The sequence below is a fragment of the Maribacter aestuarii genome (assembly GCF_027474845.2).
In the GTDB taxonomy this organism is placed as follows: domain Bacteria; phylum Bacteroidota; class Bacteroidia; order Flavobacteriales; family Flavobacteriaceae; genus Maribacter; species Maribacter aestuarii.
In genome coordinates, this window is record NZ_CP107031.2 from 369549 (window position 1) to 384959 (window position 15411).

A 15411-nucleotide genomic window follows, 5' to 3' on the forward strand; every position below is an offset into this window, starting at 1 on the left:
TCAGAAAATGATTTTATTAACCCTATATCCCGCAATTTCTAGTTCCTTTACTAAAATAGCTTTTTCCTAGTCAACAAAAAAATCATCTTTAAAACCGATAAGGTACAGTTGCTGTTTTGCTCTCGTTACCGCCGTATAGAGCCAACGCAAATACTCCTTGTCTATTCCATTGGGCAGATAGGGCTGCTCCACGAACACGGTGTTCCATTGCCCACCTTGAGACTTATGACAGGTGATTGCGTAGGAAAACTTTACTTGTAATCCGTTAAAATATTTGTTGTTCTTGACCCCGAGAAATTTCTTGTACTTTGATTTTTCATTTGCATAATCCTTCATGACCTCTTGATACAATCTATTGCCATCTTCATAGGATAGTGAAGGTGATTCTGCTTTTATGGTGTCCAGTAATAAAACCGTTTCAAAGGGTTTCATATTTGGATAGTCCACCATTTTGACTTTTACTTCTGCAAACTTAAACCCGTAGAGTTCCTTGAAAGCAAAAATCTCCAATACCTCTATTATATCTCCGTTAGCGATAAAACCCGCTTCGGAATTGGGCTTTAACCAAAAATAATTGTTCTTAACCACCATCATGAAATCCCCGACTGCCAAATCATTTTCCAGATACAATATACGTTCTCGAATATTGAGGTTGTACAGGTTGGCCCTTTTATTGGACCTGACGATAATAGTGGTCTCCTCTTTACCATTTTCAGAATACGATCCGTCTATGGCTTCTTGAATTTCGTGCCCGTCAACAAGGCGGACAATATCTCTATAACCGTTAAGGTTAAACTGGAAACCTTCAAAGAAACTTCCTTGTAACTGCTCCCTTAAGAGCGTAGCATTAACCAAAATCCCGGAGTCTTCAGCCTGACGCACAACCTCATCCAATTCCAACCTTACCACCTCTTTGTTGTAGTTAAGGGCAAGTTTATCACCGTCCAGGGCTGGACTAAGCGCCAAATGAACCGGAGGTAATTGAGCGGTATCCCCGATCAACATCAATTTACAATTATGCCCAGAGTATACAAATTGCATCAAATCGTCCAGAAGTGAGCCATTATCGAATAATTTTGAATCCGCTGGAGTGTCCGGTATCATGGAGGCCTCGTCCACTATAAAAATTGTATCCCTATGTTTGTTTGGCGCAAGAACGAACTGCACACCTCCACCACCTTGCTTTTTAGGGAAATAAATTTTCCTATGAATCGTAAATGCTTGTGTAGCCGAATAATTGGACATAACCTTAGCCGCCCTTCCGGTAGGAGCCATTAGCACTGATTTCATTCTCGTTTTCCAAAGACTATTGACCAAGGTACCAATCAGTGTTGTTTTTCCTGTTCCCGCAAAGCCCTTCAAGAGAAAAACCTCCTCTTTGGTCGTGGACAGAATGAACTCCGATAATTTCTGCAAGGCAACCTCCTGTTTAAGGGTGGGTACATGCGGAAACTTAGATTCTAACTGTTTATAAAAAGTGGCGGTGGTTAATGGTTTCATGGACGCCCAAAGATAAAGATGATTTTTGCGCCAAAAACTTTTACGATTAAAAAAAAATTGTAGATTTGTGAGAACCACTAAATTAAATTAACACTTAAGAAATGAAGACCATTATACAGATTGTACTTTGGATTGGATGTATTGTTTTGGGATATCTTATCTATAATTCTATAACCGGCCCTATTGAATTTGCGGAAGTAAAACAGGAACGTTTCGGTAAGGTAGTCGCCAAACTTAAAGATATTAGAAATTCCCAAGAGGCATACAAAACAGTTAATGGTAGATATGCCAATGACTTTAATAGCCTGATCAAATTCATTGATACGGGAAAATATGTGATTACCCAACAAAGGGATTCGTCCTTTATGGAGTTCGATAAGGCTTATGGAATTGATTTATTAAGAGAAGTAAAAATAATCGATACCCTGGGTTTTGTATCCGTTCGGGATTCATTGTTCAAAGAGGATACCCGCTATAAGAACCTCATGGATGTACCTGGTGCCCCAGGAGAAAAGTTTACCATGAAGTCTGCCATTATTGAGAAAAGTGGCTATAAGGCACCGGTTTTTGAAGCTAAAGTTTCTAAAAGTGTACTTTTAGCTGATCAGCCCAAAGATTTGGTAGCACGTGAAAATGCCCAGGTTAGTGTAGAAGAGGTTAACGGTACGGAAATTAAAGTTGGCTCTTTGGAAGAAGTGAGTACGAGCGGAAACTGGCCACCTATTTATGACAAAAAAGGAGATCAAGACTAGCGAGGATATCGCGGATAAAAATTTTAAGAAATTGTCCATTCAGGTTAGCTTGAATGGACTTTCTTTTTGTGTGGCGGATACGGTCTCACAAAAGCTGCTTTATTCCGATAGTTTAGCTTTCCAAGAAGAGCTAAATCCGTTGACCATGTTAGCGGAGCTCGAAAAATTGTTCCAAAAACATGACCTGCATCAAAAACAATTTGATGAAGTCGTTGTTGTCCACAGGAACACGCTCTTTGGCCTGGTTCCAAAATCGCTGTTTAATGCAGATGAAATTTCTAGCTATTTACAGTTCAATGCAAAGATATTGTCAACGGATGTAATGGCTTATGATGAAGTGGAACATCAAGATATCATAAATGTCTATGTTCCCTATATGAATGTGAATAATTACGTGTACGACCTGTACGGGGAATTCACTTACATGCACAACGGCACCGTCCTCATCCAATCTTTACTATCCAGTCAAGGCAATACCAATACCACGTTTTGCTACGCCCATGTAAGCAAAAAGCAGTTGGATATTACAGTGATTTCGCAAAAAAAACTGCTTTTATTCAACAGCTTTCAATATGAAACAAAAGAGGATTTCACCTATTACTTACTTTTTGTCCTAGAGCAATTGGAACTGAATACAGAAGAAGTACCCGTTAAGCTATTTGGTGAAATTAAAGAAGACGATCCTGTTTTTAAACTATGCTACGACTTCATACAGGATATTTCGATTTTCGTTCCGGGGTATCCCCACCATTTTGAGCTCGGAGAACTTGAGGTTGCTTCCATTGATTTCACGGTCCTAAACACTTTATAATGCGCATTATTTCTGGAAAACATAAAGGAAGGCAGTTACAAGCGCCAAAAAACCTGCCTGTTAGGCCTACCAAAGATATGGCCAAAGAAGGCCTATTTAACATATTGAACAACAGCTATTATTTTCCCGATTTAAAAGTGCTGGACCTCTTTGCGGGAACTGGGAACATAAGCTATGAATTCGCCTCTAGAGGGGTTGAAGATATTCTTGCCATAGATACCCATATGGGTTGCATCAACTACATGAACAAAATTTCTGCGGACCTAGAACTGGGCATACGAACCCTAAAAAGTGATGTTTTTTCGTTTCTGGGCCGAAATGCACAACACTTTGATATTATTTTTGCGGACCCCTTCTATGATATGGAGATTTCCAATTTTGAGAAACTAACCAAATTGGTCTTTGAGCACGAAATGCTGTTGGAAGATGGCGTCTTGATCATCGAGCACTCCAAACACACCAACTTAGAGCACCTCTCCAATTTTGAGCGTTCCCGAAAATATGGTGGGAGTGTTTTTAGTTTTTTCAAAAACTAACACCAATTACTTTTTATCGTTCACCAAAACCGGTAATATTTTGCTTGGTATTACCAAAAGCATAAAAACGAGTTGATTAAGTTAATTTTCAATCAATTATTCGTTTACATTTATCCCTTTCTTCCTTCCTTAAAATATGAAAAGAACGCTGGTCCGGTATAGAAATAGTGCTTTTCGGGCATTTATTAGACGTCATCAAAAATATGCCCCTATCCTATTTTTTATCGGTGGGGTCATATTTGATACACTTACCCTTGGACGCATAGACCGCACCTATGATCTGGTCATGCTATGTTTACATATGACCAATCTGAGTATTACACTTTACCTGTATAATTTGGCGGACGATGGTAAATGGACCGATACTTTTTTGGACCGCTATGTAGAATATCTTCCGTTGGCTATTCAATTTTTCTTTGGGGCACTTTCCAGTGCATATGTCATCTATTTCTCTAGAAGCGTCTCATTGTCCAAAACCGTAGCCTTTTTCGTAATGTTACTGGCATTACTCATTGCAAATGAGTTTCTTAAAAAAAGGATTTCCAACAAGTACTTGCAATTTGGAGTCTATTTTTTTCTGAGCTTTACTTTTTTCACTTTTATGATTCCCGTGTTCCTTGCGGAAATGAGCACCAAAGTATTTTTGATTTCCGGGTTCATAAGCTTGGGCTGTACCTTAACTCTAATCGTAATTATTTACACTAGAAGTCCAAGTACACGGGCCGAGGTACACTTGGGCAAATTATTGGGTCTTATTGTCGGGATTTACGGCCTGATAAACTCTTTCTATTTCTTTAAACTTATACCCCCTGTTCCGCTGGCATTGGATACCGGAATTGTGGCCCACAATATTCGAACAGAAAATGGAAACTATTTTGTGCAGTATGAAAGGGATGACTCCTTCGTTTTTTGGAGGGATCACAGGACGGAATTCATTTATCGACCGGGTGAAAACGTATATATTTTTTCTTCGATATTTGCGCCAACATCCCTTGAAAAATCGATAGTGCACCGATGGAAACTATACAATGAAAGCCTTGGTGAATGGGAGCTTGTGGAGGATATTGATTATGAAATAACCGGAGGTCGAGATGATGGGTTTAGAGGATATACGTATAAAAACAATGTGAAACAGGGACAATGGAAAGTGGAGGTCATAACCACCGATGACGAGCTGGTTTTAGGGGTAATAAATTTTAACATCATCGTGGACTCTTCTCTAGAGGCTTCGCGACTAATAGAAAAAAAGTTCTAATTGTCGTAATTAGATTTCATTTTTAAAAGCTATAATCAAAAAACCGAAGTTGACCGGCCCAAGCGGCCTTGGCTTTGGTTTACCTATAGAATGGTATCCGAGTGTTATTCCGCAGTGACCATAAATTTATAAAATTGGCTTAAGATTCCAAATAGGAATTTCAGCCACAATGTATTATAGTCATTGTTTTGAGTAGTTTTTATTCCGATATATTTTTGATAAAATTATAACAAAACCATCCATCAACATTTTTAAAAACTTGCGGTTTTGCTGTAACACCATCTTTGGTTATTCCAATTCCGTCTGAATACGGGTCAATTGTTATAATCTTGTTGTAATTAATTCTAAAATTCTTGATTGAACTTGCAAAATAAATATGCTTTTCTGTCAGCGCAACTATTCCAGTCGCAATAGGAACAATTTTAGTTGTTTTAACAGGGTGACCTCTAAAGCTATTTGTCCTATAATAAATTCCTTTCGCGATACGCAAACTCAATCCTTGTGAACCACCTTTGTAAGTCGTTTTTATTCTTTGCTCAAATAATTCCACGTTCTGAAAAAGCCATATTAGGTTTTCGCTTTTCTGAAATTTGAACGGTAGATTCCCATTTACTTTAAGTCTGTTCTTTATTTCGTCTCCATTTAACAAGTCTCTTAAAATTGAAGCTCTAACTGTTTTGCTTAACGAATCATTTTTGTCAAATACCTCTTGAGATAAATTCGAATTTTTCATAAAACTTTCGAGTCTATCTTCTTCCTCTTTGGACAAGACGCCATCGTCTAGATATTGGTCAAGAACATTTAAATATGATTCAGAAATTATGTCTTGATATTCAGATTCGGATACGTAAGACTCTTTCGCTAATTCTTTTAATTGGTCAAAATTGAGATTATTCAAGTCCTCAAAATTTTCTGTTGCAGTTTTTGTGATATTTGCTTTTGCTCTATTGTATTTTTCCTCACACTCTTTGTGATGTTTTTTAAATATTCCTGCACTTTTATTACAATAAGGACATTTTCCCATTAGTGTTTTTTAAATTACTTAAAACAAGTAAATCGTTTCGATTAGGTAATTGAAAGACTAAACATCTTAATAAAAAAGCAGGCCATAAGCCGGATTCTGTTTCCGCCGGAGCGGATCCTTATCATTTATCTAGGCCTTTGGTTGCCCAAAAGCTCTAACCGCCTACCCATCGGCTCGGGCGTGCAGCCCTCAAACACCGATTTACATGACGTTTCACCGTATAGAGTTTACCTGATTTCACTACAGCCGAACTGTACTTGCTTTCTGTTGCACTTGTCCGCGCCTTTCGGCGGACGGGCGTTACCCGCTATACCGCACTATGGTGTCCGGACTTTCCTCATTTCGTAAAAACGAACCGCGATAAGGTGGCCTGCTGGTCGCAAATGTACTGCAATTGTTGATAACTAAGGAGTATTCCCGTTTCAAAAGTATAGTAGACTACACCGCTATTTTTATATTTGTAGAAGTACATAAGCTATAACATTTTGGAACCATTTATCGTATCGGCGCGTAAGTATAGACCACAAACCTTCAAGGATGTTGTGGGGCAACAGTCCATTACCAATACGTTGCAGAATGCGATAGAGCAAAATCATTTAGCACAGGCGCTTCTATTTTGTGGGCCAAGAGGCGTGGGCAAGACCACCTGTGCCCGCATATTGGCCAAACGAATAAATTCCGATGGTACGGAAAGTGCGGACGAAGACTTTGCCTTTAATATTTTTGAGTTGGACGCCGCCTCCAACAACTCCGTTGACGATATTCGTAGTCTTATAGATCAGGTTCGTATACCACCACAGGTAGGCAAATACAAGGTGTATATCATTGACGAGGTGCACATGCTCTCGCAATCGGCCTTTAACGCCTTCCTAAAAACCCTGGAAGAACCGCCAAAACACGCCATATTCATTTTGGCAACCACGGAAAAGCACAAAATTATTCCTACCATCCTTTCCCGTTGCCAAATTTTTGATTTTAAAAGGATTACGGTAAAGGATGCGGCCGAATACTTAAAATATATTGCAGAAAACCAAGGTATTGATGCGGAGGAGGATGCGCTGCACATCATCGCCCAGAAGGCCGATGGCGCCATGCGTGATGCGCTATCCATATTCGATCGTGTGGTGAGTTTCTCTGGGGCATCCCTCACAAGAAAAGCCGTGACCGAAAATTTAAACGTCTTGGATTATGACACATACTTTGAGACGACAGACCTCATCTTGAATCACGAGATACCTCAATTATTAATACTATTTAATAAAACGCTATCCCTAGGTTTTGACGGACATCATTTTATATCTGGACTGGCTTCGCATTTTAGGGATTTGATGGTATGTCAACATCAAGATACAATTGAACTTTTAGAGGTCGGTGAAGCAGCCAAAAAAGAATTACTTGGAGCAATCCAAGAAAACCTCCGTAAATTTCTTAATGACGGCACTGGAAATTACCAATGATTGTGACCTGAAGTATAAGACCAGCAAAAACCAGCGACTATTGGTGGAGCTTACACTGATGAAACTTGCCTCCATCGATTTTGATGGTGAAAAAAAAATCCTGAATCCGTAGCGTTTCACCATCATACTACTGATTTTATAGCTCCTGCCGCCTTTTACAAAAATGCCCCGGATAAAATAAATACGATATCCGAGGCTTCTGGGAGCGTTTCCGAACCTGCTAGCGGAATAAATTCCGTCCCCGAACAAAGAGCCGAGAAATTTAAAAAAATAGCTGAACAGCACGCTCCTATCGTTAAAGAAAGGCAAGAAGGGAAAGAGACCGTAAAAGAAGATGCATCCCATCCTGTGAGCTATGCAAGTGAACCCGTAAACAAGTCTAAGACCACCACTACTACTGAAAAAGTAATAGCAAAGGAAGCGTTAGCTGAACCAAAAATTAATATCTCTGCGCCCTCCAAACGAGTTTCCGGCTTGTCCATCTCCAGTTTGAAGGCAAAAAAGGAGCATGAGCTAAATAAAATCGAGGTCGTTTTAAACGAAGAAGACCTACCTAAGGATGAGTTCGATGAGGAGGCTTTGCAAACGCATTGGTCAGATTTTGTGAAGCAGATTGACGATAAGGGGCAAAAGATTTTGGCTTCTAATTTAAATACAGATATTCCTAAACTTAAGGAAAACTTTACCATATGTATCGAATTACCAAACGGTACTATGAAAAAGGAAATAGAACGTGAAAGTTTTGAATTGATGAAATACTTGAGAACAAAGCTCAACAACCACTTTATTCAACTAAAAATCTCGGTGAATGAAGAGAGTGCCAAAAAATTCGCTTTCACTCCAGAGGAAAAATACGAAAAACTGCGGGAGAAGAATCCGGCAATAGATTTACTACGCAAAGAATTTGACCTAGATCTTTAACTTGCCTCTTAGGCGAAGTGCATACCAGAAAAAGACCAACGCAATAATTAAAAGTCCAAAAGCTTCCCTACCGAGCTCTACGGTTTTAATATCACCATCGTTCAAATCAAAGCCCTGAAAATTAGACGGGTATAAATAGGTGAACCCGATAAAACATAAGATACCCAGAAGTAAAGGCACCTTGTTGTTAATCTTATTCATTGCGAAAAGAAGAGATACTACAGCTGCGGAAGTGTAAATAACAATCCATAAAATAGGGTCAGGGTCATTATATTGCAGTACAGCGCTTAAACCGAACAAGCCTGTAAATACGAATCCTAATATCTTATCAAAGGTGGAAATCTGCATCAGCTGAAAATAAATTAAAAGTTCATTTTATCCTTAATCGTGCATTACAATCGTAATCTAAAATACTTTAAAATATTTACAGGCAGTGTATTCTATAAAATTTATCGCTTGCATTACTATGTTTCTTTCTAATTTTGAAAAAAAGAAAACATGCTGGGCTTAAAACTTCCTACGGACCCTAGGTGGGTGAATATCGTTGAAAAAAATATTGATGAAATCCTTACAGACCATGCCTATTGTGAACAAAAGGCGGCAAGCACAGCCATATCGCTAATTGTATCCTTCCCGGAATATACCGAGCTGATTGAAGAAATGATTGCCTTATCCCGAGAGGAAATGGCACATTTTAAAATGGTTCATGATAGAATTATTGCTCGTGGCAAGACCTTGGGCAGGGACAGGAAAGATGAATATGTCCTGGAGCTCATCAAATTCTTCCCCAAGGGCGGTAGTAGATCTACGCAACTAGTGCACAGGCTTTTATATGCAGCTTTGATAGAGGCCCGCAGTTGCGAACGCTTCAGACTATTATCCGAAGAGTTAAAGGATAAAGAACTGGCGAATTTTTACTACAAGCTTATGGTGAGTGAAGCGGGCCATTACACTATGTTCTTAAAGTTTGCCCGCAAATACGGAGACCGTGAAGAAGTGGATGCCAAATGGCAAGCCCTATTGAACTTCGAGGCCGAAATCATGAAAAAACTAGGCAGCCAAGAAAGTATTCACGGATAAAAGAGCATTTTAATGCTTTGTTTATTGTTTCAACTTTTCAAGATAATAATCATAAGTTGCAAACTGTGACCTGTATTTTGGTCCCTTTGTCTTTCGGTAAGCATTATCCTGTTTCTCCGTAAACAGCCGTGCCTTCATATTGTCCTTCCAACATATTTCAAAGGTGTCCATCAACTCTTGCTTTATATCCTCATCATATATTGGGCAGCCTACTTCTACCCTGTAGTCCAGATTACGTGTCATCCAGTCAGCGGAAGAAATATAAACCTTTGGATTACCATCATTGGCAAAAACGAAAAGTCGTGTGTGCTCGAGAAATTTATCTACGATACTTATGGCCTCTATATTTTCGCTCATGCCCTTAACTCCAGGTACTAAACAACAGATACCCCTAATAATGAGCTGAATCTTAACTCCGGCCCTGCTGGCTTCGTACAATTTGTCTACCATTTTATAGGAAGTAAAGCTGTTCATTTTGATTTTAATGTAAGCTTCCTTTCCAACAATGGCATTAGATATTTCATTATCGATAAGCTTCGTAAAAGTGCTTTTGGTATAATGTGGAGAAACGATTAAGTGCTTGTACTTATTAATTTTATAAGTAGTCTCGAAAAAATCGAACACCTTGTTCAATTCCTTCATTATTGGCACATGGGCCGTAAATAAGGTATAATCCGTATAGATTCTGGCCGTAGATTCGTTAAAATTCCCCGTACTTATAAATCCGTACCTCTTTATTTCGTCATCCTCTTCACGCTCAATAACGCATATCTTGCTATGTACTTTTAATCCAGGCACGCCGAAAATAAGTTTTATGCCCTCGGCCTGGAGCTGTTCTGCATACTCAATATTTGCTTGTTCGTCAAAACGGGCCTGAAGTTCTATTTGCACCGTGACCTGCTTACCATTCTTTACTGCGTTGATTAAGGAAGCTGCAACTTGGGAATCATTAGCAAGGCGGTAAACAGTGATTTTAATGCTCCTTACCTTTGGATCTAAGGCGGCTTCTCTCAGAAATTTAAGGATGTAAGCAAAAGTATGATAAGGCGTATATTGAAGATAGTCTTTTTTAGCAATCTCTTCGAGTATACTTCCCTCCATACTTAAGCCCTTTATTGGCAAAGGCACTATTCTGTCATAAAGTAAATCTTGCCTTCCCAAACTTGGAAATCCCATATAATCACGTCGGTTGTGATATCGTCCACCCGGTATAACGCTATCTGTATCCTCAATGTGCATTTTCTCTTGAAGGAAGAGAAGCGTGTCCTTACCTATACTCTTATCATAAACGAAACGTACGGGATCGCCAACTTTTCGATGCTCTACACTTGAAGAAATTTTTTCTATAAAGCTCTTGCTCAGGTCGTTATCCATGTCCAATTCGGCATCCCTTGTAATCTTAATCATATGAGCAGAAATAGCTTCGTACTCGAACATGGTAAAGATACTGTCCAGACAATAGCGAATAAGGTCGTCCAAAATAATTATATAGTTCCTGTCCCCTTCCTTTGGTAGAACGATAAAACGATCAATTCCTTTGGGAATTTCTATTAGTGCATAACGCTTTTCCTTTTTGCCACTACCGCTCTTTAAGACCATACGCACCGCGAGATAAGCGGCCGTATCTTTCAACGTTGGGAAACGGGTAAGATCGTTTAGGATTATGGTCATCAATTGTGGGCTAACCCGCTGCAAAAAGTAGTTCTTAACAAACTCTTTTTGATTATCGGTAAGTTCAGTTTCCTGAAGAATGAAAATATTCTGTTCCTCAAGCTCTTCTCCGATTTGCTTTAAAATATCTAAGCTCTTAGTTTGCTGATCTATACAAATTTTTGTGATTTCCTCCAGCAAATCCTTGGCTTTCTCTCCTCCAAGTACGCTTTTACCGTTTTTTCCGGCCTCGACGATGCGCTTCACTGTGGCATAACGCACCTTAAAGAATTCATCCAGATTGTTAGAAAATATACCTAAAAACCGAAGTCTTTCTATTAAAGGAACATTCTTATCGGCGCTCTCCTGCAAAACCCGTTCGTTAAACCATAACCAACTTATTTCTCTATTTATGTACTGATTATTATGCTTTACCATTATTTTAATGCCTTTGGAATAATTGTTTTTATCGTTGACCCCTTCTTTATCATTTCCCAGGATTCTTCCTCAAATTTTATATGCACAAGGCCACTTGTGGGTACATTCTCTATATGCTCATTTCCAAAGGAATTAGCGATTTGTGTAAATGCATGGTTATGCCCAAAAATTAAGATAGTAGTTAAGTTATTTGGGCGACTACGAACAAAATCGACTACCTGATTACCTGAAAAATCATAGAGTTCCGGTGCAACCTTAAATTTATCCATCGGATATTTTAAATTCCTAAGACATATCATAGCGGTATGTAATGCCCTATTGGCTGGGCTGGAAAAAGCAAAATCGACTGCTAAATTTTCCTTGGCTAAATGGGAGCCCACTAGATGTGCATCCGTTATACCCCTTTGTTTCAAAGGTCGATCAAAATCACTTACGTTAAGTTCCCAAGAGGACTTTCCATGTCGCATTAAAAGTAAGTTCTTCATAGTAGCGGTAATAGATTATGGAGCTAGACGTTCTATTTTCCAATCAAAATTTTCTTCAAGCGTATATCGTATGCGATCATGGAGTCTATTAGGCCTACCTTGCCAAAACTCAATAGAGACCGGTTTGACGATATATCCCCCCCAGAAATCAGGTCTTTTTATTTCTTGATTTGCATATTTCTTTTCAAGGTTTTTCAGGTTCTCTTCCAAAACTTTGCGTGATTGGATTACACTGCTTTGGTCCGATACAATGGCTCCAAGTTTACTGCCTTCGGGTCGGGATTCAAAATATCCATCGGAAATATTCTCAGGCACTTTTTCAGCTTTCCCTTTTATTATAATTTGACGTTCCATGTTGGGCCAAAAGAATGAAATACATACGCTAGGATTTTCAGCTATGGCCTGCCCCTTTTCACTTTGGTAATTGGTATAAAAGATGAAACCCTCATGAGTGTACTTTTTCAATAAAACCACCCTGCTTTTTGGAAAGCCATCTTTACCAATTGTGCTAACGGTCATGGCATTGGGTTCATCTACCCCCTCTGAATCTTCCACCTCATAAAACCACTTTTGAAAAAGTTGCATCGGATTGTCCGATATGGAATCTTCCATCAACGCACTTTTTTCGTAAGATTTTCTGTAATTCCCTAAGTCTTTCTGCATCTATTTGTCTAAGAAAGTAAGATACTCAAAGTTCTGTAAAAAAATAACAAGACCCCAAAGATTTTGGCAACCTTTGGGGTCTTTATATATAGAAATCTTGTGGACTCAAAGTCTATTTTGTTAGTCCACTCTTTGATAACTCATTTGCTTAGCCACTGGTGCATCCGCCGGATAGGAAATATAAAATAAAGTTAGGGTTTTGCCATTAATTTCGAACCTACTTCCATAAGTTTCCCCTGTTAAAATTGTAGTCGTAGGCTCTGAGCTAAATCCACTTTCCCATGAGGTATTCTCAAAAGCCCTAATAAAAACACTATCCGATTTAACTTCAAAAGATCCCGTATTTTCCGTTTGTCCTATAATTTCATTTGGATTTTCGTCTTTAAATCCATAAAAATCTACCTTGTAGGAATGGCTTCCATCAATTCTAAAAATTTGTGTGGTTTTCATATCAAAATACCTGAAATCTGCCTCTGAGAGCCCACTAGGTATTTCATCTACTCTACTCCATGTGCCTACGAGAGCTTTACCACTAAAGTTTGCAACAACATTATCTTCCTTTTCGCAAGAAATGAGGGAAATGCTGAAAACGCTTATGAATAAAATAATTCTCATCCTTTGTTTTTTAAATAGATGGATGATCTGGAATAAGGTTGCGCAAGACTGATTACCAAAAGTCAAAAGATTTACCATCTTCCGCCAAAAGGGTATTTGGAAAAATAACTGATGCCTCTTCTTTAAACAATTCAATCGACTTGTATCTAGTAGAGTAATGACCTAGAATCAGGTTTTCTACACTCGCAGCATTAGCAATGGTAGCAGCCTCTTTTGCAGTTGCGTGTTTGGTCTTTGCGGATAAATGTGCTTCGGACTCTAAAAAAGTTGCTTCGTGGTAAAGTACAGTAGCTTTCTCTATCTGCGGAACAATATCCGGTTTATAGGCCGTATCGCTACAAAAAGCATAGGATTTGGGCTTAGGTGGATCAAAAGTAAGATTCGCGTTAGAAATCACCTCACCTGTATCGAGTACTACATCCTTACCATTTTTAATATTTTGAAAATAAGCCTTATCAATCTTGTACTTTACAGCTGCATCAACATTCAGTTTACGCTCCCCGAGCTTTTCTTTAAATAGAAAACCGTTTGTGTAAATTCTATGATCCAAGGGAATTGTTTCTACACTTACCTTTGTGTCCTCATAGATTACCTCGCCGTCCTTGGAGGTGAGTTCATGAAAGCGGAGCGGATAATTCGTCCAAGAATCCCCCAACTTTAACAATAAGGTAATGGCTTCCTTAATTCCCTTGGGCCCATAAATATGCATCTCTTTCTCCCTGCCCAAAAGCCTAAATGTTGATATCAGACCAGGAAGTCCAAAAAAATGGTCTCCATGAAGGTGGGAAATGAAAATATGGTTGATTCTAGAAAATTTTACTTTATGCTTACGTAGTTGAACCTGGGTGCCCTCTCCACAATCCACAAGAAACATGTGGTTCTTGATTTCCAAGACTTGGGACGTCGGGTTGGTCAAGGTTCTTGGTGTAGCTGCGTAACAACCTAGAATAGTTAATTTCACAGGTCCAAATCCCTTTCAATCTCCTCCATCTCAATAATATCCTTTGCCTCTTGAAGAGTCGGCGCTATTGCGATTTGCTCTGGCACCTCATCATAAGAAACCCTTTCTGTTACCAGAACAAAGGATTTATCATTAGCCCTATGTTGGTTGGAAATCTGAAGAAATTCCATTACATCATTGGAAGTTAGTTGTTCAAAAGAAAAAAGATTAATAATAAGATTATCGTTCTTAAGTTTTGGATATTCCTTTTCTAAATTTTTAAGAAAAATTGTTAGGTCCTTTTTTTCCTGATAAACTATCGTGGTATTGCCATCTCTATCAAAAATCATAATACTATTGTTTGATTTTAGAAGCTAATAAATAAATCACGGCCATGCGAATAGCGACTCCGTTTTCTACTTGGTTCAATATAATGGATTGCTTGGAATCGGCCACATCACTGGTTATTTCCACCCCTCTATTTATCGGACCTGGGTGCATGATAACAATCTCCTTCTTTAAGCTGTCCAATAACGCCTTATTGACACCATATTGTTGGGTATACTCCCTAGTCGTGGGGAAATAGCTAATATCTAACCTTTCATTCTGTATCCGCAGCATATTTGCCACATCGCACCACTCCAAAGCCTTTCTCAAATTGGTCTCCACTTCCACACCTAAAGAAGTTACGTGTTTAGGTAAGAGGGTTTTTGGTCCACAAACTTTTACATTAGCACCCTGAAGAAGCAAAGCGAAAATATTGGACAATGCTACTCGCGAATGTAGGATATCTCCAACGATAACCACATTCTTTCCAGAAACATCTCCCAATTTCTCCCGGATACTGTACGAATCCAACAAGGCCTGGGTTGGATGTTCGTGTGCCCCATCCCCAGCATTTATGATAGAAGCCTTAACATGTTTCGCCAAGAAAATACCTGCTCCCGGGTTTGGATGGCGCATAACCACCATATCTACTTTCATGGAGAGTATATTATTGACCGTATCTATTAAGGTTTCTCCTTTTTTAACCGAAGACTGACTTGCCGAAAAATTAAGCACGTCTGCGGACAGCCGCTTTTCTGCTAATTCAAAGGAAAGTTTGGTCCTGGTACTGTTCTCAAAAAATATATTTGCTATAGTGATATCCCTTAAAGAGGGGACTTTTTTTATAGAACGATTAATAACTTCTTTAAAGTGGTCCGCAGTTTCAAAAATGAGTTGAATATCCGACTCCTTTAAATATTTTATACCCAGCAAGTGATTTACACTTAATTCGCTCAT

General features: G+C 38.9%; 15 protein-coding genes, 1 other RNA gene and 1 pseudogene. 6 read left to right on the forward strand and 11 right to left on the reverse strand.

The window, feature by feature from the left end; all coding sequences use genetic code 11:
- Positions 1-66: 66 nt before the first annotated feature.
- A complete protein-coding gene (locus N8A89_RS01565; RefSeq protein ID WP_281540679.1) occupies positions 67-1500 on the reverse strand; it encodes an ATP-dependent DNA helicase in 1434 nt (477 codons plus the stop codon).
- A 101-nt stretch (positions 1501-1601) separates the two neighbouring features.
- On the opposite strand from N8A89_RS01565, the gene N8A89_RS01570 reads away from it, so the two are divergent.
- The 4 genes from N8A89_RS01570 (at position 1602) to N8A89_RS01585 (ending at position 4854) form a co-directional block, all read left to right on the forward strand.
- Positions 1602-2252: a hypothetical protein gene (locus N8A89_RS01570; RefSeq protein ID WP_281540680.1), complete on the forward strand. Its 651-nt coding sequence runs from the start codon at positions 1602-1604 to the stop codon at positions 2250-2252.
- Positions 2227-3063: a DUF3822 family protein gene (locus tag N8A89_RS01575; RefSeq protein WP_289644752.1), complete on the forward strand. Its 837-nt coding sequence runs from the start codon at positions 2227-2229 to the stop codon at positions 3061-3063. Before N8A89_RS01570 ends, N8A89_RS01575 begins: the two co-directional genes overlap by 26 nt.
- Positions 3063-3599 (forward strand): RsmD family RNA methyltransferase, encoded by a 537-nt coding sequence (locus N8A89_RS01580; protein WP_281540682.1) that lies wholly within the window; start codon positions 3063-3065, stop codon positions 3597-3599. The genes N8A89_RS01575 and N8A89_RS01580 overlap by 1 nt, the downstream gene beginning before the upstream one ends.
- A 136-nt stretch (positions 3600-3735) precedes the next feature.
- Positions 3736-4854, forward strand: coding sequence for a DUF2914 domain-containing protein (locus N8A89_RS01585; protein ID WP_289644753.1), 1119 nt, complete (start codon positions 3736-3738; stop codon positions 4852-4854).
- 199 nt (positions 4855-5053) lie between these two features.
- Here the strand turns inward: N8A89_RS01585 and N8A89_RS01590 are convergent, their stop codons facing one another.
- Together N8A89_RS01590 and rnpB are read right to left on the reverse strand one after the other, a co-directional pair.
- A complete protein-coding gene (locus tag N8A89_RS01590; RefSeq protein WP_281540684.1) occupies positions 5054-5878 on the reverse strand; it encodes a hypothetical protein in 825 nt (274 codons plus the stop codon).
- A 70-nt stretch (positions 5879-5948) separates the two neighbouring features.
- Positions 5949-6255: RNase P RNA component class A (rnpB, locus tag N8A89_RS01595), an RNA gene on the reverse strand.
- Between the two features lie 108 nt (positions 6256-6363).
- Between rnpB and N8A89_RS17755 the strand changes: the two are divergent.
- Positions 6364-8256: pseudogene (locus tag N8A89_RS17755) on the forward strand (DNA polymerase III subunit gamma/tau).
- Here N8A89_RS17755 and N8A89_RS01610 read toward each other — a convergent pair.
- The gene (locus N8A89_RS01610; protein ID WP_281540685.1) at positions 8245-8604 is read right to left on the reverse strand and encodes a transmembrane 220 family protein; all 360 of its coding nucleotides are present in this window, start codon (positions 8602-8604) and stop codon (positions 8245-8247) included. The pseudogene N8A89_RS17755 and the gene N8A89_RS01610 sit on opposite strands and share 12 nt — an antisense overlap.
- 150 nt (positions 8605-8754) lie before the next feature.
- On the opposite strand from N8A89_RS01610, the gene N8A89_RS01615 reads away from it, so the two are divergent.
- Positions 8755-9336: a MiaE family protein gene (locus tag N8A89_RS01615; RefSeq protein ID WP_281540686.1), complete on the forward strand. Its 582-nt coding sequence runs from the start codon at positions 8755-8757 to the stop codon at positions 9334-9336.
- Positions 9337-9357: 21 nt separating this feature from the next.
- On the opposite strand, the gene ppk1 is transcribed toward N8A89_RS01615, so the two are convergent.
- From ppk1 to N8A89_RS01650, 7 genes are all read right to left on the reverse strand, one after another.
- A complete protein-coding gene (ppk1, locus tag N8A89_RS01620) occupies positions 9358-11424 on the reverse strand; it encodes a polyphosphate kinase 1 (protein ID WP_289644755.1) in 2067 nt (688 codons plus the stop codon).
- Positions 11424-11909, reverse strand: a complete 486-nt coding sequence (locus N8A89_RS01625) for a SixA phosphatase family protein (protein ID WP_281540687.1) — start codon at positions 11907-11909, stop codon at positions 11424-11426. The genes ppk1 and N8A89_RS01625 overlap by 1 nt, the downstream gene beginning before the upstream one ends.
- A gap of 15 nt (positions 11910-11924) precedes the next feature.
- Complete coding sequence (gene pdxH, locus N8A89_RS01630; RefSeq protein WP_289644756.1) at positions 11925-12572, reverse strand: pyridoxamine 5'-phosphate oxidase; 648 nt, start codon at positions 12570-12572, stop codon at positions 11925-11927.
- Between the two features lie 120 nt (positions 12573-12692).
- Positions 12693-13187 carry a hypothetical protein gene (locus tag N8A89_RS01635; protein WP_281540688.1) on the reverse strand — a complete coding sequence of 165 codons (495 nt, stop codon included), beginning with the start codon at positions 13185-13187 and terminating at the stop codon, positions 12693-12695.
- A gap of 52 nt (positions 13188-13239) precedes the next feature.
- Positions 13240-14148 (reverse strand): ribonuclease Z, encoded by a 909-nt coding sequence (locus N8A89_RS01640; RefSeq protein WP_281540689.1) that lies wholly within the window; start codon positions 14146-14148, stop codon positions 13240-13242.
- On the reverse strand, positions 14145-14477 hold the full coding sequence (locus N8A89_RS01645) for a ribonuclease Z (protein WP_281540690.1): 333 nt from the start codon (positions 14475-14477) through the stop codon (positions 14145-14147). The genes N8A89_RS01640 and N8A89_RS01645 overlap by 4 nt, the downstream gene beginning before the upstream one ends.
- A 4-nt stretch (positions 14478-14481) precedes the next feature.
- Complete coding sequence (locus N8A89_RS01650) at positions 14482-15411, reverse strand: aspartate carbamoyltransferase catalytic subunit (RefSeq protein ID WP_281540691.1); 930 nt, start codon at positions 15409-15411, stop codon at positions 14482-14484.